The sequence below is a fragment of the Ulvibacter sp. 2305UL32-6 genome (genome assembly GCF_058148545.1).
In genome coordinates this window covers 591468-612594 of sequence record NZ_JBYVKA010000003.1, presented here as the reverse complement: position 1 = coordinate 612594, position 21127 = coordinate 591468, and the positions used below count along the sequence as shown (strand labels likewise).

Here is a 21127-nt window from a genome sequence, read left to right as displayed (position 1 = left end):
TGATCACTGCTTAACGAACCTTTTGATCATCAATTCCTCACCATCATTAACTTCTAGGAAGTAAACTCCGGCTTGTAGTGATTGTACATTAATTGTATCACTAGCAAAATCGCCTTTTAATACTGTTTGACCAATCATATTGATAACGCGATAGGTAATTGCTTCACTAGCATCAATAAACTTTACCGTAAGTATTGATTTAGCAGGATTAGGATACATTATGAAGTCATCTTCAAGTTCAAGACCATTTGCATCACTCATTGCATCATACGGTGGTGGTCCTATTGCAGTGATACTGTTGGTGCTATTCGTTCCATTACCACTGTTTGCCGTGATCGTAACTTGATCTATATATACATAATCTGAATTTGTACTAGCATCGCATCTAAATCTGAACTGTGCATTGCTTGGGAAATTATAGGTACCTCCATCAATTGTAGCTGTTGCCGTATAGAAGGTATTATTTTCAAAGCTCGTTCCACTTGCGTAGGCAGCTACGGTTTGCCAAGTTGATCCATCATAGAACTGTACCCAGAAATCTTCCCCATTCTCCATACTGTAAGCATAGAAATAGAATTCAACATCAATACTGCTATATGGGGTCACATCAAAGCTTCCCAATGTCATGGTAGATGTATTTGTATTGTCTCTTAGACGAATAGAATACGAACCTTCATACGAACGTGAACCACTATAACGGTAAGAATCACTTCCTCCATCGATCCATCCATCCCAGCCAGTTTCAAAGAATCCTTGGTGTAAAACCACAGAACCTCCGCCTCCGCCACCTGTTGTGGTAACGCTTACTGTATTGCTCAATCCTGAATTATTTCCGGCTGCATCAAAAGCACGAACATTGAATGAATACGTAGTTCCCGCTACTAAACCTGTAATGTTAGCCGCAGTTCCTGCAACAGTTCCTAAACTAGAGCCGTCCATAAACACTTCATAGCCTGTAACACCTACATTGTCTGTAGAAGCACTCCATGAAAGATCGGCTGTTGTATCTGTAACGTTAGAAGCCGAGAGATTTGTTGGATTGGAAGGCGCTTGTGTATCTGCACCACTTGGCGTCGTTACATTCACAGTGTTACTATTTCCAGAGTTATTCCCCGCCGCATCAAAAGCACGTACATAGAACGAATAACTTGTGTTTGCAACAAGCCCTGTAATGTTTGCAGTAGTTCCTGCAACCGTACCTAAACTAGACCCATCCATAAATATTTCATAACCAGTAACGCCAACATTATCGGTAGATGCACTCCAAGATAGATCAACAGTTGTTTCAGTAAGATTAGAAGCTGATAAATTAGTTGGATTAGAAGGTGCTTGTGTATCGGCACCGCTTCCAGAAATATTTACAGTATAATCTTCAACTTCACCATAGGTAAATGACTCACAAGCCGTTGGCACTCCATTGTATTTCATAGAAACTCGCATACGTGTTGATCCGTCTGCCGCTCCATTAGAAACGGTAAAACTTCCGCTTACAGGTGTTGCCGTAGTTGCTGCTTGCGTCCAAACTTGTTCGCCAGCGTCGTCAAAATCGCCATCCTGGTTATAATCGATCCACACAGAATATCCTTCAGCATATACAGTGCCAGTCCAAAACGGAGTAACAGTTATAGAAGCACTTGCTCCTTTAGAAATATTAGCGCTTAAGTTTGTAAAATCTGAATAGCCATTTCCTGAACCACTTGTATTATCGATCGATCCAAATTGAACCCGACCAATATATTCGTCGGATACATTATCTCCTTGCGACGCACAGTAATTTAGTTGAACCTCGGTTGTAGTAAAGTTAACCGAAGCACTATACGCTGAGGTCGTCCCGTCATTACATTTGCTTCGTACTTGTGCTTCATAAGCCGTTTCTGGCGTTAACCCGTTTAAGGTTGCTGAAGTTGAAGCCGAAGAAATTACTGTCCAGCTACCTGAACCTGTTTGACGGTAGCGAATATCATAAGTAGCTGCAGATACTGAATCATAGCCAATAATAGCCGAATTAGATCCAACTCCCGAAACATTTACATTCGCAGGAACATCTGCTGTACAGGTTGCACCACTATCAATGATACCTGTAACAATCAAGCTGTAATTTTGACTCCCGCCACTTAAAGAACCTTTATGAGTGATCGTGATGGTGTAACTACCCGAAGCTCCTGCTACCGCAATTCTTTCAAAAGGATCTACTACATTATCTCCTAGTCCGTTAGTTGTAACACCAGTCAAGCGATATGGCAAATAGGTCGTTGCTCCTTTTGATACACGGATATCAAGATCGTTTACCAAAAGCGGCGTAGATGAATTTGTTTGGGTAGTTGCAACACCTGCAGGATCTGTCCATGAAATAGAAGCCATCAAATCGTTTACACCATCGGCATCAACAGTGATCGAATATGATTGTCCGCTAGAAAGGGTTAGTTCTTCTATTTTTGAATTAATTCCGTTGGCCGTAATGGCTTCTGCAGCGCGTTTTCCGTTTAGTAATCCCCATCCATAAACAGCGTCTGGGCCTGTTGGACCAGCGTCGTCTGCTGTATGTAGCGCTAATCCTTTTAGCGTTGAAGCACGCATATAATTTCCGAAGGTATTATTAGCATGTTGCTGCAATAAAAGCAAGGTTCCTGTCACATTTGGCGACGCCATAGACGTACCTGTAATAGTTCCATAAGCAGTATCACTAGAATCATAGGTAGATGTTAATGAAGTACCATTTCCTGTAATATCAGGCTTGATCCGATAATCATCTGTTGGTCCTTCACTACTTGAGCTATTGATAGATACACTAACTAAGTTACCACTACCATCAATATTAGCATCCTGAGCATTGGCTACAACCATATTGTTTTTTGCAGTAGAATGACCCGTTAACTTATCGTAAGCCGAATTTCCAGCAAGCGGTGCTCCATTATAATTTGTATTTCCGTCGTTTCCAGCAGCAACAACCATTAAATAGTATGGTGCATTGTACATTACATTATCCCAATCACGAGAATCTGTGATATAAGCGCCAAAATAATAATCAGGCACTAGATCAGATCGATAACCATAACTGTGGTTTGATAAAAGCATCCCATTTGCAGCAGCAGCAGTAGCTTCAGAAACATCATTATTCCACATATAGCCACGAACTCGTGATTGTGGCGCCATCCCTTTTGCGTTTGCCTGAACACCTGAAGCCGTAATGGTTCCAGTTACGTGCGCAGCGTGATAATTAAGCTGTGTTCCTCCTTCAGAAGCAGCATCTTCAACAGTTACACGATTGCTTCCTCCAGCACCATCGTATTCTTGGTGAGACACTCGCGCATGACCTCCGTCCCAAACATAGGCAGTCATGTTTTGACCATCTACATTTAGACCTAAGCCTCCGCCGCTATTTAAATAGTTGGCACGTGTAGAAATGGCAGCATTTACATTAAATGTTTGGTAGTAAATTGGGCTTCCATCTTCGGCAATATATTGTAATTCAGCAATTGCGCCATTAGGCATGACAATGCGTTGCTGAATATTTTTTTGCTGTGCGAAACTCGCCGCCTGTTGCTTTTTGGCTTGTGCTTGCGCACTTAGCGTTGTTTCTAATTGTTGTAAAGCGGGTAAGTTATACCGACTTGTAATTTTCTCCTTTTCGGCTGGGGTTTGCGCAAAAACAAAAGCGCAGAGTAATAAAGCCGAAACAGTCATTGTCCATTTGTTTGAAAAATAGGATTTCCTCATGATGTTAGTTTGTTAAGTTAATATTTAATTAGCGGTTCATTTAAAAGCAAGTTGTCGATATCAAAATCGCAATATTTTAAGCAAAGAATTGATGAATTCAACAATTTTGGGGAGACTTTATAAATAAATCCGTACGAAAGAACTAATTAAATTGTATAATTCAAATTTTATTCGACGAACTACATTAACTTTTTATTAACAATCCTGTATTCTGGGAAGTTCTTCCCGCCATATAGGAATTTTCATCCTGCTTTTTTCTGAAATTTTAATGCATTACCTTTGATTTAATGACGCAACAAGCACTTCTTTCTGTTGATGACCTTTCTATTTCCTTCGGAAGTAAAAAGAAGAAAGTTGACGTGATTCACAAAATCGCATTCCATATTTCAGAAAACGAAATAGTAGGTATTGTTGGTGAGTCTGGATCAGGAAAATCGGTTACTTCCATGGCCATTATGGGCTTACTTCCGAAGAAAACGACAACAATCGGCGGATGCATTGCCTTTAACGGAACTAATTTATTAGCGCTTACAGAAAAGGAGCTTCGGAAGTTACGCGGGAAAGAGATCGCAATGATCTTTCAAGAACCCATGAGTGCTTTAAACCCTTCGCTACGTTGTGGTGTACAGGTGTCTGAGATCTTGAGGCATCATCTTAAAATGTCCGCTTCCGAAGCGAAAAGAGAAACACTTCAGCTTTTTGAAAAGGTTAAATTGCCCCGTCCTAATGATATGTATGCCAGCTATCCGCATCAAATTAGTGGCGGACAAATGCAGCGGGTAATGATCGCCATGGCGATTGCCTGTAAACCTAAATTACTTATTGCTGATGAGCCAACAACAGCACTTGACGTGACGGTTCAAAAGGAGATATTATTACTACTTAAAGAGCTTCAACAAGAAACTGGCATGAGCCTTATTTTTATCTCGCATGACCTCAACCTAGTTTCAGAAATTGCAGATCGTGTCATGGTGATGTATAAAGGAGATATTGTGGAGGCAGGTAGCGTACGAGATATATTTAAATTTCCGAAAGCAGACTATACCAAAGCTCTACTGGCATCAAGACCAACTCTAACCGAGCGCCTAGAAACGCTTCCTACTATTGCCTCCTTAAAAGACGAAACGTTTAAACCCGTGGTTGTAACACCTCAAAAACGTGCGTTTAATCATAAAAAACTATACACTCAAGCTCCTTTATTACAAGTGCTTAATGTTGAAAAGACCTATTATAGTAATGCCGGCTTTTTTAGAAGCAAAAAAGAAGTTAAAGCTGTTAATGATGTTAGTTTTAATGTTTACGAAGGTGAAACACTCGGACTTGTAGGTGAATCTGGATGTGGAAAATCTACCTTAGGAAAAGCTATTTTACAATTAGAAAAAGCCACAGCGGGAAGTATAAAATATCGCGGACAAGAGTTGCTAGCCCTTTCTGGATCACAATTGCGTTTACTTCGGAAGGAAATACAGCTTATTTTTCAAGATCCGTATTCCTCATTGAACCCTCGTATGCTTATAGGAGAAGCGCTCGTTGAGCCCATGAAAGTGCATCAAGTGGGTACTTCAGCAAAAAATAGAAAGGAACGAGCTATGGCCTTGCTGGAACGTGTCGGACTTGATGTGAGTTACTATTACAGATATCCACATGAACTTTCTGGCGGACAACGCCAACGTGTAGGGATTGCCCGAACTATCGCGATGCGACCGCGATTGGTGATCTGTGATGAATCGGTTTCTGCCCTTGATATTTCAGTGCAAGCTCAGGTATTGAACTTGCTAAACGAACTAAAAGAAGATTTTGGATTTACCTATATATTTATCTCCCATGACCTGGCGGTAGTAAAATATATGGCAGACCAATTATTGGTCATGAATGCCGGTAAAATTGAGGAATTGGGTGATGCTGATGAGATCTATGCTAACCCAACAAAAGAATATACTAAAAAGTTAATTGAAGCCATCCCGAAGCCTAGGTTTCAATAGAGCATTAAAAAAGTCCCGTTCTAACCTCACAAAGAACGGGACTATATGTGAATCATTGCAGATTCGGGGGTAATGCATTCTGAAAACTATGTTTCCATAGTGGTTACATCAATAAAAAAACTTTTTTTGCGATGTAAAGCACATTCTTTAATAGGTGTACTGTGTTTCTAATGGTTTTTATTATACTATACATAAGTAGGTTTTTTTATGTTCGTATTGGGGACTGCTAATATGCAACGCCTAAATGAATTAAAACGATTAAAAACAGATATTTTCGATGAAATGCGCTATTTTTTAACAATTAGACGAAAGCGGAAGTCTATTTCTTATAAAATATAACAACGTAAGCGCTAGTATTTAGCGACAGTTACAGCTTGTAAAGTATGAGTGAAGTATATTTTGGTAGCCTTATTTTGAAATCTAGAAGCTCATTTCAGGGATATCACCTTCAATAATAAGATCACCTTCGGTAGCAGCTTTAATTTCTTCTACGGAAACTCCAGGAGCCCGTTCCAGTAATTTAAATTTACCATCTACAATTTCGAGTACTGCGAGATTAGAGACAATTTTCTTTACACAGTTTACGCCCGTAAGTGGCAAACTGCATTGCTTAAGTAATTTTGATTCACCAGCCCGATTAGTATGCATCATGGCTACGATAATATTTTCTGCGGAAGCAACCAGATCCATCGCACCTCCCATACCTTTTACCATTTTTCCTGGGATCTTCCAATTGGCAATATCTCCATTTTGAGAAACCTCCATGGCGCCCAAGATAGTAAGATCAACGTGTTGCCCGCGGATCATACCAAAACTAGTAGCACTATCAAAAAAAGAAGCTCCGGGTAAAGCGGTTATAGTTTGTTTTCCAGCATTGATCAGGTCTGGATCTTCCTCACCATCAAAAGGAAAGGGTCCCATGCCCAAAATGCCATTCTCGCTCTGGAACTCAACTTCAATATCGTCTCTTACGAAATTTGCAACTAAGGTTGGAATTCCAATTCCTAAATTCACATAGTACCCATCTTGTACTTCTTTGGCAATACGTTGTGCTATTTGTTCTTTTCCTAGGCTCATATTCGTGCGAGATTTTTTAAAATAATTTAGTTTTTGGCTCTAACTGTACGTTGTTCTATACGTTTTTCATAGTGTTCGCCTTGAAAAATACGTTGTACAAAGATACCTGGAATGTGAATTTGATTAGGATCAAGCTCTCCAGCGGGAACTAAATGCTCTACTTCAGCAACGGTTATTGTTGCAGCTCCACACATATTCGGATTAAAATTTCTGGCCGTTCCTTTAAAGATCAGATTCCCTGCAGTATCGCCTTTCCATGCCTTTACGAAGGCAAAATCAGCTTTAAAAGCTTTTTCTAAGATGTGCATTTTTCCATTAAACTCACGCGATTCCTTTCCTTCGGCTACTTCAGTTCCGTATCCCGCTGGCGTGTAGAAAGCCGGAATACCTTGTTGGGCGGCAAGACAGCGTTGGGCTAATGTTCCCTGCGGAATAAGCTCCACATCGAGCTCTCCACTCAACATCTGTCGCTCAAACTCAGCGTTTTCGCCTACATACGATGAGATCATCTTCTTTATTTGATGTTTTTGAAGTAGTAATCCGAGTCCGAAATCATCCACCCCCGCATTATTTGAAATACAAGTAACTCCCGTCACGTTCCTACGGACAAGCTCAGCTATTGCATTTTCTGGAATTCCGCTTAAACCAAAACCTCCTAGCATAAAGGTCATTCCGTTGGAAATGCCTTCACAGGCATCAGAAACATTTGTAACAGTTTTGTTGATCATGGTAGTTGCTTATGTGTTCTTGTAAAAATACTGAAATTGGCGCTAATAAAAAATGCTCCGGGATATTTCCGAAGCATTCAAAATAAAATTTATTCTCTAAGATTAAAAATCAAGCTCATCAGGGATCTCGTCAATATCTCCACCTTGTTTATAATCTTTGCAATCTGTTACAATAGACAATTTACTCGGTTTAGTGAAACTCCCATCAGATACATCTAGATCTTTATCCTCATAGCATTTTTTCATATATAGTGCCCAAATTGGCAGGGCCATGGTAGCGCCTTGCCCGTATTCTGTGGTTCTAAAGTGTGTAGCACGATCATCGCCACCAACCCATACGCCTGTAACAAGATTGGGGACCATCCCCATAAACCAACCATCACTATTATTTTGTGTTGTTCCGGTTTTTCCAGCTATCGGGTTTTTAAACCCATACGGATAACCAGTAACTGCTTTTTTGTAGGCTCCACTTCCGCCGCGCCATGTATGTCGTAATCGTGAACCCGAACCAGATTGTGTAACTCCTTCCATTAAACTTACTGTTACATAAGCTGTTTCATCACTAATCACATCTTTTGTTTCAGGGATATTTTGATATAAAACGGTTCCATTTTTATCTTCAATGCGAGAGATAAGCGTTGGTTTTACGTATACCCCTTCATTTGCAAATACACTATAAGCGCCAACCATTTCATAAAGTGAAACATCGGGTGTCCCTAAGGCGATAGAAGGTGCTTCGGGCATATCTTTTGTTTCAACGCCCATCTTTTTTACCAGATCGATCACGGGTCTTGGCCCTACACGATCAATTAAACGTGCGGTTACAGTGTTTACAGATTGTGCTAAAGCTTGTTTAAGAGAAAGCATACCGCCGTAATTTCCACCTGCATTCTTAGGCGTCCACGGCTTGATAAGTCCGTATTTACCTGCTTCAATAGTATACTGCGTATTAGGGAGTGTATCGCATGGAGACATATGCATTTGATCTATAGCCGTTGCATAAACAAAAGGCTTAAAGGTAGAGCCTATTTGACGCCTTCCCGTCTTTACCATATCATATTTAAAGTGCTTATAATTGACACCTCCAACCCATGCTTTTACTTCACCCGTTTGTGGTGTCATCGACATCATAGAGGCTCTTAAAAAACCTTTGTAATAACGAATAGAATCTATGGGTGTCATGGTGGTATCTATATCACCGCCCCATGAGAAAATTCGCATTTTTGTCTTTTTCTTAAAGCTTGCGATAATTTCCTTTTCAGATTTACCTTGCTTATCTAATTCTCGCCAACGATCACTTCGGCGCATTGCAGAATTTAAGATTTTTGCGGTTTCTTCCTCCGTAATATCTCTAAAAGGAGCCGTTTTATTCTCTTTATTCTGACTGTCAAATTCTTTTTGAAGATTTTGCATATGTGCGTCTACAGCTTCTTCAGCATACTTCTGCATTTTTGAATCTATGGTCACATACACTTTGAGGCCGTCGCTATAAATATTGTACTTACTACCATCAGATTTAGGATTTTCTTTGATCCAATCTTCCATAAACGCACGCGCATATTCTCTAAAATAGGTTGCAATACCTTCATCATGACCTTGAGGCGTGTGCTTTAATGCTAACGGAAGCGCTTGCAAAGAATCTTTTACTTTTTCAGAAATAAAATCGTATTTCTCCATTTGGGCTAATACAACGTTGCGCCTGTTTTTAACGCCTTCTGCATTCCGCAGCGGGTTGTACAGAGAAGAGTTTTTAAACATCCCAACGAGCATGGCAGCTTCAGCGGTAGTTAATTCTGAAGGTTCTTTGTCGAAATAAATATTTGATGCCGATTGAATTCCAACCGCCTGATTTAAAAAGTCGTACTCATTAAAATACATGGTGATGATCTCATCTTTTGTATACCGTCTTTCCAATCTAGTGGCAATGATCCATTCTTTTATTTTCTGAAATCCACGCGCCAATTTGCTGCGCGAAACATTATCAGTAAAAAAGAGTTTTGCTAATTGTTGTGATATGGTACTCGCGCCTCCTTTTGTACCAAGAAAAGCGAAAGCACGTACAGTTCCTCTGGCATCAATCCCCGAATGATCATAAAATCGAACGTCTTCAGTAGCAATAAGGGCATTTACTAAATGATCTGGCAAGGCTGTAAACGGAACCGGCGTTCTGTTCTCTTTATAATATTTACCCAAGACATCACCATCTGATGAAATGATCTCGGTGGCGAGGTTCTTCTCAGGGTTTTCAAGACTTGTTTCATCGGGTAAGCTCCCAAAAACACCCCAAGAAGTCAGGAGAAATAATAAGATAACAAAACCAATTCCCGCTGCTAATATTTTCCAAAATAATAGAACATTTCGCCTATTCGAGTTGGTTTCTTTTTTCTTTTTTGTTGTCTTCTTTGCCATGATACTATTGTTCGTTTGCCACTTCAATACTAAATCCAACGTCGGTAATTCCCTCTAAGTTGGTAACGCCTTCGGCCTCGCCGTTATTGCGTATCGCTTGCTCTATGGTAAGTGTATAATCGCCACTTTCGTTAAGTTGAACACCTTCTTTATACCACAATTTACTTTCTTTTACGTTCCCTAATCCCTCTCCAAGCCATGTTCCATCTGGATTTGCCATACGATATTCAAGGGTGTCTGTCACTTTTTTTCCGAAGGGATACTGAAGAGAAACCAACAAATAAATGTTGTTATAAGTATAATCGTTGGTATTGCGAAGATGCAGAAACATGTTATAATTTGCCGTAGTATCGGGCGATGCAAAAGTGAAGTGAACGGCTTTATCTTTGTTCCAAAAACCACCCGAGATCGCCTGCGTTTCACTCACTACAGTATTGGTGTCACAAGAAACCATGAGCATCATCACGCTTAAAATCACCAAAAACTTAGGCATGCTACTTTTTGTTTGGATTTGGGTTTGAATTTCGATTGCGATTTCTATTATTTTTACGTGGATTGGGCTTTGTGGTGCTAGCACTTTGATTTTTTTCTCCCTTTGCTTTTGGGCTTCCCGTGCCTTTATTAACTGTGGCGGGTTTTTTATTGCGATTATTTCTTCGACGTTTATTGGTTCGTTTAGGTTGATCAAAACGAGTCAGACTATCTTGTCCTACCACATTGCTAAATAATTCCTTTTCAGGAATAATAATATCCTCAATAAATTCTTCTAAGCTGGCAACTTTATTTCCTTTTTTGTTGATCGCAATGATCTCGTTTACCTTTTCTACGGAAAGCTGATGCCAATTCATTCCATCCTTCATATAGGCAAACCACATAAGGCCTTTAAATATGTCGATCTTTTGACAAGCAGCTGTGCCTTTTTCTGTTTGAAGCTTGATATCATTCTTCGGAAATTCCTCTAAAGCATCCAAATACGTATCTAGTTCATAATTTAGGCAACATTTGAGTTTACCGCACTGTCCTGCCAATTTTTGTGGATTCAAAGACAACTGTTGATAACGTGCTGCAGCTGTGTTTACCGATCTAAAATCGGTTAGCCAGGTAGAACAACACAACTCGCGACCACAAGAACCAATACCTCCTAAACGCGCTGCTTCCTGACGGAAACCAACCTGTTTCATTTCAATACGTGTGCTAAATGTTCGGGCAAATTCTTTTATCAATTGTCTAAAATCAACTCGTTCTTCGGCTGTATAATAAAAAACAACTTTAGACGCATCTCCCTGAAATTCAACATCACTGATCTTCATTTGAAGTCCTAAACGAATCGCGATCTCTCGGGATTGTTTTTGAACGGCATCTTCTTTACTGCGTACCTCTTGCCAGACATCGATATCTTTTTGTGAAGCTTTTCTATATATTTTTAGCAAGCCGTCCACTTGAATGGGTTGCTTTTTCTTTTTCATTTGAACCCGAACTAATTCTCCTGTTAAGGTTACAATACCTATATCATGCCCAGAAGCAGCTTCTGTAGCAACTATGTCTCCAATGGAAAGCGTAAGATTATCTGGGTTTTGGTAAAAATCTTTTCGTCCATTTTTAAAACGCACTTCTACCGCGTTAAAGGGCTCCATGTTTCCCGGAAGTGACATATTAGAAAGCCAATCAAAAACGGTAAGTTTATTGCACCCATCCGTTCCGCATGTTCCATTATTCTTACAACCTTTTGGTTGTCCATCAGTGCCTGAGGCACAACTAGTACAGCCCATATTTTATATATATAGCTCCTTTCCGAAGAAAAAAGACGAAGATTAAAATTCAATTAGTAAAGATACTATTATAATTGCGATTTCAGATTTCAGATTTGCGATTTCAGCAAATCACTTATGTGAAACCTTTCTTACTTCTTAAACTTCAGCTTTTCTGAACGCCCTTTTTTAAAGATCTTATTACTGTTATGGAGTCCGCTGCGCAGTTTTTTCTGCTCTTCGTACGGAAGTTGAATAATTTCTTTACATTCATCACTACAGCAATTTTGCATGCTTGAAGCGCATGATTCACACTGAATAAATAGTAAATGACAGGCTTCATTGGCACAATTCACATGGGTGTCACAAGGTTCACCACATTGATGGCAATGGGCAATGACATCTTCGGAAATGCGCTCCCCGCGACGATGATCAAAAACGAAATTCTTTCCTAAAAATTTATTTTCCAGGCCTTGCTTTTCTACCTGACGTGCGTACTCAATAATACCGCCTTCTAACTGAAAAACATTTTTAAAACCCTTGTGCTTATAGTAGGCACTTGCCTTTTCGCAGCGAATACCACCCGTACAATACATGACGAGCTTTTTATCTTCTTTATGATCTTTAAGGTCTTCTTCAATAATATCTAACGAATCCCGAAAGGTATCAACATCGGGTGTGATGGCGCCTTTAAAATGCCCGATTTCACTTTCGTAATGGTTGCGCATATCAACCAGCACCGTATTTGGATCTTCGATAAGCTGATTAAATTTTTGAGCATCGACATGAACTCCTTTATTTCTCACATCAAAAGATTCGTCGTTGAGTCCGTCGGCTACAATTTTTGTACGCACTTTAACTTTCAGCTTTAAAAACGATTTAAGATCGTGTTCAATAGCAATATTGAGACGCACATTTTCGAGGAAATAGATGCCGTCAAGAAATGTTTTAAAGGTTTCGAAATTCTTTGCAGGTACAGAGAGCTGCGCATTGATTCCCTCGTGAGCTACGTAGATCCGACCAAGAACGGCCATTTCATCCCAAGCGACAAATAGGTGATTTCTGAATAATTCTGGATTGCCAATTTTGGCGTATTGATAAAAAGAAAGAGTCAAGCGGTCTTCACCAGCTTCTTCTAAAAGGGTCGCTCTTTCTTTTGCACTTAAGGTGTTGTACAGTTGCATGCTATACTTTTTTAGTGAAAAGATTGAATTAAAGGTGCAAAGATAAGGGTTATGATATATTTTGACAAGAGGAAGGCATTTGATGATGGGTGTTGGGTGATTAAAAATAAAACGCTACTCCATTCGCCCTAATCATTACTGTTAAAAAAAAACCTGAATCCACTCATTTTCCTTTTGTTCTAGCAACAAAGAAATAGTACCTTGCGTTACTGTACTCCTCCATTTAATTTTATACACATGAGCAACGAAAAAGACGCAAAATTAAAAGCATTAAAACTAACGCTTGACAAGCTTGACAAGACCTACGGAAAAGGAACGGTAATGAAAATGGGTGACCAGGCCGTTCAAGAAGTAGATGTTATTCCAACAGGTTCTTTGGGCCTCGATATCGCCTTAGGAGTAGGCGGATATCCAAGAGGAAGAGTTATTGAAATTTACGGGCCAGAATCTTCTGGTAAAACAACCCTTACCTTACACGCAATTGCAGAGGCGCAGAAAAAAGGAGGCATCGCTGCCTTTATTGATGCAGAACACGCTTTTGATCGCTACTACGCTGAAAATTTAGGCGTAGATATTGAAAATCTTATTATTTCACAACCCGATAATGGTGAACAAGCCTTAGAGATTGCAGATAATTTGATTCGGAGTGGTGCAATAGATATTATTGTAATTGACTCGGTAGCCGCATTAACGCCTAAAAGTGAAATTGAAGGCGAAATGGGAGATAGCAAAATGGGACTTCATGCCAGATTGATGTCGCAAGCACTTCGGAAACTTACAGGTTCTATTAGTAAAACGCAGTGTACTGTCTTTTTTATCAATCAGTTGAGAGAGAAGATCGGTGTGATGTTTGGAAATCCAGAAACTACTACAGGTGGTAACGCCTTAAAGTTTTATGCTTCAGTTCGATTAGACATAAGACGCTCTACACAGATTAAGGATACCAATAGTGTGGTGCAGGGGAATAAAACACGTGTTAAAGTAGTAAAAAACAAGGTGGCTCCTCCGTTTAAAATGGCCGAATTCGATATTATGTATGGAAAAGGTATCTCTAAAGTGGGAGAGATCATCGACATAGGTGTTGAGTTTGAGATCATCAAGAAAAGTGGGTCTTGGTTTAGTTATGACGAAACCAAATTGGGTCAGGGAAGAGATGCTGTAAAAGCATTGTTACTTGATAACCCCGAACTCTTTGAAGAACTGGAAGTTAAGATCAAAGATGCCATCGCTGCTTTAAACGCATAATTTTTCTTTCAATACGCAACCCTCGCATTATTTTGGTATCTACTACATGTAGAAACCCTGATAATTATGCTTGTACGTTTAAAAAGTGCTACATTAACCATCAAAATCAAGGTACTACAATTTGACTTTAGACGAGCTCATTATATTATGTAAGCAGCAAGATGCTAAGGCGCAAGGTGAACTTTACAAACGGTATTCCGGGGTATTGTTTTCTATCTGCCTTCGGTATTCGCCCAATTATACAGAGGCGGAAGACAACTTGCAAGATGCATTTATAACAATCCTTAAAAAGGTAGTTCAATTTAAAGACAAAGGTTCTTTTGAAGGTTGGATGAAACGCGTGACCGTAAACACCGTCCTTCAGAAGTATCGCAAACAACGAGTATTTGACATTGCTAGGGAAGATCAGATCAAGGACGAGGTTGATGAAGAAATAGAAGAAACGAACGTCCCTCTTGATTTTTTACTGAAGATCATTCAGGAATTGCCAGATCGGTATCGTTTGGTATTCAGTATGTATGTAATGGACGATTATAGTCATAAAGAGATCGCCGATATGTTAGGAATCTCAGATGGCACGTCTAAATCAAATCTAGCACGGGCTCGAGGTATATTAAAAACTAAGATTGAAGCGTTTAAAGATAAGGCTTCAGATTCAGAATAAAAGTGAAAGACAAAAAGCACATAGACGAACTTTTTAAAGCGCGTTTCGAGAATTTCGAAGCGACGCCTTCTCCACAGGTTTGGGAAAACATCCAAGCCCAGTTGAAGGAAGAAAAAGAGGACCGTAAAGTGATCCCTATTTGGTGGAAACTTGCCGGTGTCGCTGCTTTGCTCGCGCTCTTATTTACCGTTGGCAAAACGGTACTTTCAACAGATGCCACTCAAAATGAATCTGAAATTGTCACTGCGGAAGAAACCATTAAAGACTCGCTAAACGAGTCTGACAAGAAAATTCAGGTATTAACTGATGCTATTGAGAATTCTGAAATGGCTTCGGAAGACAACAATGACCAACTAGAAGATGCTTCCGAAAGCAATTCATTAAATCATAACGCAAAACAAAAGGTGTTGCAACAACCAAAAGAGGCCGTTCAAACAGGTATTGCAACGCAAGAAAATAAAACAAATAAAGTTTCCGAAGAAAAAACAAACAATGCTATTCAACCACACCAGAAACAACAAATCATTGTTACTAATGAGCGTGACGCTGTTGCTGCAAGCACTTCGAAAGAAAAGAATAAGAAGTTAACTCCTAATAATCCTCTTATAAAGAAAGATGTAACAGTCTTTCCTACCATCGAAAAAGAGGCCGTTGCACAACAAGAGCAGCAGTCAAAAACAACAAACGAGATTATCAAAAAAGATGCTGTTATAGTTGAAAAGACAAACACCGACATAGCTGCTACTGAGGTTGAGGAAAACAAAAAGTCTATTTACGACGCTATTGAAGAGCAAAACACGGTAAATACTGAAGAGGCTGTTGTAAAAAACAACACCCCCAATAAACGCTGGGATGTAGCTCCCAATTTTGCGCCTGTTTACTACGGAAGTGCAGACGGCGGGTCTTCTATCGACCCTAGTTTTGCCGACAATAAAAAAGATGGCGATGTCAACTTTAGTTATGGAGTGCAGGTAAGTTACAATATAACCGATCGATTAAGCGTACGCTCAGGTGTTAGCAATGTTGATTTAAGTTATGCTACAGGAGATATTGAAATTGGAAGCGGACCGATTGCCTCTGCGCTTCGTTCTGTAGACTACGGAAATAAGGAGATTGTAGTAACAGCAGCCGATAAAGGTAGCTTCTCGATGCAAAATGATGGTGAATATGGAAATATTACAACAAAGTCTACCGCAGGTGATGCTCAGATCAATCAAAATATCACGTATTACGAAGTTCCTTTAGAGCTTAAATACGCCGTAGTCAATAAAAAAATAGGCGTGAATCTCATTGGAGGCTTTAGCACATTGTTTTTAGGAAACAATGAAGTATCTGTAAGTGCCCAAGACTTTAATAGTGTACTTGGGGAAGCCAATAACCTGTCGTCTGTAAGTTTTACCACCAATGTAGGGATAGGATTTGATTACAAATTATCACGAAAGTTTAAGTTTAATATTGAGCCTATGTTCAAGTACCAACTCAATCCATATACAGACGCTAACGTAGGGTTTAAACCTTACTATGTTGGGGTCTATACTGGAATGAGTTGGAGCTTTTAGGTTATTTTTTTTAGTTGGTTAGGTTTGAAAGTTATATTTCAAGCATGATTTAAAAAACCATTCTTCGCCATAGGATGGTTTTTTTTTGTGCGCTTTTTTTCCTCTTGTTCTTTTTTCGTGGGTGCAAAAAAGAACCAAGAAAGGTTAAACCGAAGGCTGCTGCAACTCCTTTAAAATCACCTCTCGCGTCTGCTCTCGCAACATCCTTTTATCTTCTAGTTCCAAAATGGTTGTTGGAATTACTTTGTGAATCACAACCCGCATTTTACCAGGCGTTCCCGAAAAGAACTGATACGAAAAGCGCTTTTTATTGTCGTGAAAGGTCATTGGCGCAATAGGAATATGGTGTTCTATCGCCAAACGGAAAGCTCCGTCTTTAAATGTATCTAACAGTAAACTTTGATCTTCTGGAACACCGCCTTCAGGAAAAATACAAATGCTCAAGCCTTGCTTAATTCTTTCCTGCGCTCTGTTAAAAACATCTCGTCTGCTTCTAGGGCTCGATCTATCTACCATAATGCAGGTGCGTTTAAAAAAGAATCCAAATAACGGAATTTTAGCCAATTCCTTTTTTCCAACAAAAACAAACGGATTGTTGGTGACATAGAGCATCAACATAATATCGGTCATGGACGTATGATTGGCCACAAACATATAACTGTGATTCTTTTTGTAGGTTGTGTTTCGTTTTATCTTCGGAAGAAATCCCATTCCAAAAAGAATGATCGTTGCCCACAGCCGTGCTAACTTAAAAAAGAATGGATACCACGACTCCTTCAAGATACTAATCACGAGTAAGGGAAATAGCACCAAAATAGGAATGGTTATCAAAAGATAAAACCAGATCCGGTAAAGTGGTGCAAAAATATATCTCAAAAATTTCATCAGGGTTCAAAAATAGGTAATTGCAGCACGTGAATACATGAAAAAAAGTAACTTTGCGTAAATCTTATGTCTAACTAATAGATTCCCGCCCAGGCGAAAAAAAATTATGTCACGAATTCTTACTGGAATACAAAGTACAGGAACCCCTCATTTGGGTAATATTTTAGGCGCACTTATTCCGGCCATCACTATGGCTAATGATCCCAAAAACGAAAGTTTCCTGTTCATTGCTGATATGCATTCACTTACACAAATAAAAGATGCTGAAACGCTTCGGAACAATACCTATAGTACAGCAGCGGCCTGGTTGGCATTCGGACTTGACATTGAAAAAACTGTTTTTTATCGCCAGAGTGATATTCCGCAGGTAACCGAACTATCGTGGTACCTCAGCTGTTTTTATCCGTATCAGCGTCTTACCCTTGCCCACTCCTTTAAAGACAAAGCAGATCGCCTAGAAGACGTAAATGCAGGTTTGTTTACCTATCCTATGCTAATGGCAGCCGATATTTTGCTCTATGATGCCGAACTCGTTCCTGTTGGAAAAGATCAATTGCAGCATATTGAGATGACACGCGATGTAGCTTCAAGGTTTCATGCGAAGTTGGGAGAAACTTTTGTAATGCCCGATGCAAAAATTCAAGAAAATACCAAGCTTATTCCTGGGCGTGACGGTGCTAAAATGAGTAAATCCAAAAACAATATCATCAACATATTCTTACCAGAGAAAAAATTGCGCAAGCAAGTGATGAGTATTGAAACCGACAGTACACCCATGGAAGATCCTAAAGATCCAGAAACTTGTAATGTATTTGCGTTATATCGCTTAATGGCTTCTTCCGAAGAAATTGCTGCAATGCGAGCCAACTATAAAGGCGGAAATTATGGCTATGGTCATGCAAAACAGGCCTTGTTTGAATTACTTCTGAAGGAATTTGGATCGGCACGTGAAAAATATGACCACTATATAAACAATCTTACTGAAATAGATGAAGCCCTTGCTATTGGAGCTGCCAAGGCGGCCGCAGTAGCAGACGATGTTTTGCAGCGAGTACGCACTAAATTAGGGTACTAGATCGCTTGAAATAACTTTCCAGGCAATGGGCGAATAGCACCCTTAAGTTCCATACCTAAGAGCAAGGTAGCAGCTTTATACGTTGGAATTTTACATTTTAAGGCAATGATGTCTAACACTTCTTTTTCGGTAGTTTTTAAAAATTCGTAAATCGGTTTTTCTTCTTCTGAAAGTTCTACAAAGAGTTGCGTTTGCTGTGCATTTAACCTTTGCTCATCCAAATTCCAGCCCAACATATAGATCAGATCGGCTGCCGAAGACAAAACATGTGCCTGTTGTGTTTTGATCAGATTATTACAACCTTCGCTTTGCTTATCGGTCACACGGCCAGGCATGGCAAAAACTTCTCTGTTATATGAATTGGCGATATCTGCAGTGACGAGACTTCCTCCTTTAGCGGCAGATTCGATCACAATAGTTGCTTCACTTAATCCAGCAATGATCCGGTTTCGCTTTAAAAAATTAGTCCGATCAAAGGGATCATCACTCCAAAATTCAGAAATAAACCCTCCGTGTTCCCTCATTTGAGCCATATACTTTTTATGTGCCTTTGGATAAACCTTATTGAGTCCGTGAGCCAAACATCCAATAGTTTGTAGCTTGTTTTGAAGAGCGGCTTGATGCGCAGTTATATCAACTCCATATGCAAATCCTGATATGATGACTGGGTCGAAAAAGGCAATATCGGCAACAAGTTTTTCGCATTGTAGACGACCATAGCTGGTAATATTGCGCGTTCCAACAATGCTAATAAGTTTTTTACGCCGCAGATCAATATTACCTGAGTGAAAAAATAACAACGGACCGTCAACACAGTGTTTTAGTTTTTCAGGATACTCTTTATCTTGAAAATAACTAATACTGATATTGTTTTCAGAAATAAATCGCAGTTCAAAATCGGCTTGATCTAATAGCGAAGTATCTTCCAAACCCTTAATTTTAAAGGCCCCTATCCCGTCAATTTTGAGTAAATTTCTTTTCTTTTCCCTAAAGACCCCTTCGGCGGAACCCACAATTTGAATTAATTTTTTAGCAGAAGTATCTCCCAGATTATTAACTCGCTGTAAAGCAAGTGTATAACGCAATTGATTTGTAGAAAGCATTTAAAAGTATCAAGCAGGGGAGCTCGTTTAAAGATAGGTTTTTTTTCGTTGTTGATAAGTTAGACGAATAAAAATTGAATGCGAATAAAATTAATTTTATGTTTGTTTCTATGCAATTGGCAACGTACATCAACGATTTATTATACCGATACGAGTGTGTTATCGTACCGGGTTTTGGAGCATTTTTGACGCAATATCGTTCTGCAAAAATAGATGATGCGTCTTACACCTTTTATCCTCCTGGCAAGACACTTTCGTTTAATAGACAGCTACAGACCAATGACGGTTTATTGGCAAATTATGTAGCCTCCGTTGAGGGATGCAGTTATGAAGATGCCCTTCAGAAGATTAGAAACTTCACTGGAACTGTTTCGCTTAAACTTTCAGAAGAAAAGCATGTTTCTTTAAAAAATATTGGTGAATTTTCACTGAATGAAGAAAACAGCGTACAGTTTGCGCCTTCAGAAACAGAAAATTTTAGCACGTCCTCTTTTGGATTGACAACTGTGGTTTCGCCTCAAATACTTCGTGAAACAGCTTCCGAAGAAAAGGTAATTCCTTTTGAAGAAAGCACCCCTTTATTATTTACACCTGAAAAACGAGCTACTCGTCCGTATTTAAAATATGCAGCCATTGCAGCCATTGCGATCACAGTAGCAGGCTTAGGAGGCATGAAATTATACGAGGGCGAAGTACAAAAGCATAATTTTGCTGAAAAACAAAAGGCAAATTCGTTAGTTGAAACACAGATTCAGGAAGCAAGTTTTGTCATTGAGAATCCTTTACCAGCATTAAACCTTACGCTTTTAAAGGAAACAGGCAAATATCACATCATTGCTGGCGCTTTTCGAATTGAATCTAATGCTTCTAAGAAAGTACGTCAATTGACAGAAAAAGGATATTCTGCCAAACAGATCGGCAAAAATCGCTACGGACTGCATCAAGTGGTATACAGTAGTCACGAAGACCGATTAGAGGCTTTACAAGCTCTTCGGAATATTAAAAACACCGAAAACAAAGACGCTTGGTTGCTTGTTCAAGAGTTAGACAAATAACACCCTGAGGGTCTCCTTATATTCTTCAGAAGAAATCATAGAATCTATATTATTTCAATTCTTCGGAAATGGAATTAGTACGTACCTTTGCCAAAAATTTGAGCATGGAACATAAAACCCCTTCACAATCTTGCACTATCATTACCGATCTAGTACTTCCGAGCGAGACTAATCCCATTGGGAATATGTTTGGTGGCGAACTTTTAGCGCGTATGGATCGCGCAGCCAGTATTGCCGCAAGAAGGCACAGCAGACGAATAGTGGTAACAGCTTCTGTAAATCACGTGGCATTTAATAAAATGATTCCTTTGGGAAGTGTGGTTACAGTTGAGGCGAAAGTTTCACGTGCTTTTAAAAGTTCTATGGAAATATTTATGGACGTTTGGATTGAAGATCGCGAAAATGGTATGCGCAGTAAAGCCAATGAGGCGATCTATACCTTTGTCGCTGTTGATGAAATGGGTCATACTGTACCCGTACCACCTATTGTTCCTGAAAGTGATCTTGAAAAAGAGCGTTATGAGGCAGCACTAAGAAGAAGGCAATTGAGTTTAGTTTTGGCGGGGAAATTAAACCCTAAGGAAGCCACAGAATTGAAAGCGCTATTCCTTTAAAATTTTAGAAGAGTTTCTTCACATATCCAAATTGTACTGATTAATAGTACATTAAAGGATTTTACGGTTCCGACTTTAACAT

Annotated in this window: 16 protein-coding genes; 7 read left to right on the top strand and 9 right to left on the bottom strand. The window is 39.5% G+C overall.

Features of this window, described 5'->3' with window-relative positions; all coding sequences use genetic code 11:
* Window positions 1-3 precede the first annotated feature (3 nt).
* Complete coding sequence (locus ACY2RU_RS12500; protein WP_490138797.1) at window positions 4-3717, bottom strand: fibronectin type III domain-containing protein; 3714 nt, start codon at window positions 3715-3717, stop codon at window positions 4-6.
* 287 nt (window positions 3718-4004) lie between these two features.
* Between ACY2RU_RS12500 and ACY2RU_RS12495 the strand changes: the two genes are divergently transcribed.
* Window positions 4005-5699, top strand: coding sequence for an ABC transporter ATP-binding protein (locus ACY2RU_RS12495; RefSeq protein ID WP_490138796.1), 1695 nt, complete (start codon window positions 4005-4007; stop codon window positions 5697-5699).
* A 420-nt stretch (window positions 5700-6119) separates the two neighbouring features.
* Here the strand turns inward: ACY2RU_RS12495 and ACY2RU_RS12490 are convergent, their stop codons facing one another.
* The 6 genes from ACY2RU_RS12490 to trhO all read right to left on the bottom strand — a co-directional run bounded on the left by ACY2RU_RS12490 (window position 6120) and on the right by trhO (window position 12845).
* A complete protein-coding gene (locus tag ACY2RU_RS12490; protein ID WP_490138795.1) occupies window positions 6120-6776 on the bottom strand; it encodes a CoA transferase subunit B in 657 nt (218 codons plus the stop codon).
* 26 nt (window positions 6777-6802) lie between these two features.
* On the bottom strand, window positions 6803-7504 hold the full coding sequence (locus tag ACY2RU_RS12485) for a CoA transferase subunit A (RefSeq protein ID WP_490138794.1): 702 nt from the start codon (window positions 7502-7504) through the stop codon (window positions 6803-6805).
* 102 nt (window positions 7505-7606) lie between these two features.
* The gene (locus ACY2RU_RS12480; protein WP_490138793.1) at window positions 7607-9913 is read right to left on the bottom strand and encodes a penicillin-binding protein 1A; all 2307 of its coding nucleotides are present in this window, start codon (window positions 9911-9913) and stop codon (window positions 7607-7609) included.
* 4 nt (window positions 9914-9917) lie between these two features.
* Window positions 9918-10406, bottom strand: a complete 489-nt coding sequence (locus ACY2RU_RS12475) for a gliding motility lipoprotein GldH (protein ID WP_490138792.1) — start codon at window positions 10404-10406, stop codon at window positions 9918-9920.
* Window position 10407: 1 nt separating this feature from the next.
* Window positions 10408-11682 carry a PSP1 domain-containing protein gene (locus tag ACY2RU_RS12470; RefSeq protein WP_490138791.1) on the bottom strand — a complete coding sequence of 425 codons (1275 nt, stop codon included), beginning with the start codon at window positions 11680-11682 and terminating at the stop codon, window positions 10408-10410.
* Between the two features lie 131 nt (window positions 11683-11813).
* Window positions 11814-12845, bottom strand: coding sequence for an oxygen-dependent tRNA uridine(34) hydroxylase TrhO (trhO, locus tag ACY2RU_RS12465; RefSeq protein WP_490138790.1), 1032 nt, complete (start codon window positions 12843-12845; stop codon window positions 11814-11816).
* Between the two features lie 237 nt (window positions 12846-13082).
* Between trhO and recA the strand changes: the two genes are divergently transcribed.
* The 3 genes from recA (at window position 13083) to ACY2RU_RS12450 (ending at window position 16313) form a co-directional block, all read left to right on the top strand.
* Complete coding sequence (gene recA, locus ACY2RU_RS12460; protein ID WP_490138789.1) at window positions 13083-14090, top strand: recombinase RecA; 1008 nt, start codon at window positions 13083-13085, stop codon at window positions 14088-14090.
* A gap of 121 nt (window positions 14091-14211) precedes the next feature.
* The gene (locus ACY2RU_RS12455; RefSeq protein WP_490138788.1) at window positions 14212-14754 is read left to right on the top strand and encodes an RNA polymerase sigma factor; all 543 of its coding nucleotides are present in this window, start codon (window positions 14212-14214) and stop codon (window positions 14752-14754) included.
* Between the two features lie 2 nt (window positions 14755-14756).
* Entirely contained in the window at window positions 14757-16313 is a 1557-nt protein-coding gene (locus tag ACY2RU_RS12450) for a porin family protein (RefSeq protein ID WP_490138787.1), read from the top strand.
* A 144-nt stretch (window positions 16314-16457) separates the two neighbouring features.
* Here ACY2RU_RS12450 and ACY2RU_RS12445 read toward each other — a convergent pair whose 3' ends face one another.
* Entirely contained in the window at window positions 16458-17198 is a 741-nt protein-coding gene (locus tag ACY2RU_RS12445; protein WP_490138786.1) for a lysophospholipid acyltransferase family protein, read from the bottom strand.
* A gap of 106 nt (window positions 17199-17304) precedes the next feature.
* Between ACY2RU_RS12445 and trpS the strand changes: the two genes are divergently transcribed.
* Window positions 17305-18273: a tryptophan--tRNA ligase gene (trpS, locus tag ACY2RU_RS12440; protein ID WP_490138785.1), complete on the top strand. Its 969-nt coding sequence runs from the start codon at window positions 17305-17307 to the stop codon at window positions 18271-18273.
* On the opposite strand, the gene dprA is transcribed toward trpS, so the two are convergent.
* A complete protein-coding gene (dprA, locus tag ACY2RU_RS12435; RefSeq protein WP_490138784.1) occupies window positions 18270-19376 on the bottom strand; it encodes a DNA-processing protein DprA in 1107 nt (368 codons plus the stop codon). The genes trpS and dprA overlap by 4 nt on opposite strands.
* 98 nt (window positions 19377-19474) lie before the next feature.
* On the opposite strand from dprA, the gene ACY2RU_RS12430 reads away from it, so the two are divergent.
* On the top strand, window positions 19475-20431 hold the full coding sequence (locus ACY2RU_RS12430; RefSeq protein ID WP_490138783.1) for an HU domain-containing protein: 957 nt from the start codon (window positions 19475-19477) through the stop codon (window positions 20429-20431).
* Window positions 20432-20535: 104 nt separating this feature from the next.
* Window positions 20536-21045: an acyl-CoA thioesterase gene (locus ACY2RU_RS12425; RefSeq protein ID WP_490138782.1), complete on the top strand. Its 510-nt coding sequence runs from the start codon at window positions 20536-20538 to the stop codon at window positions 21043-21045.
* Window positions 21046-21127: the final 82 nt, after the last annotated feature.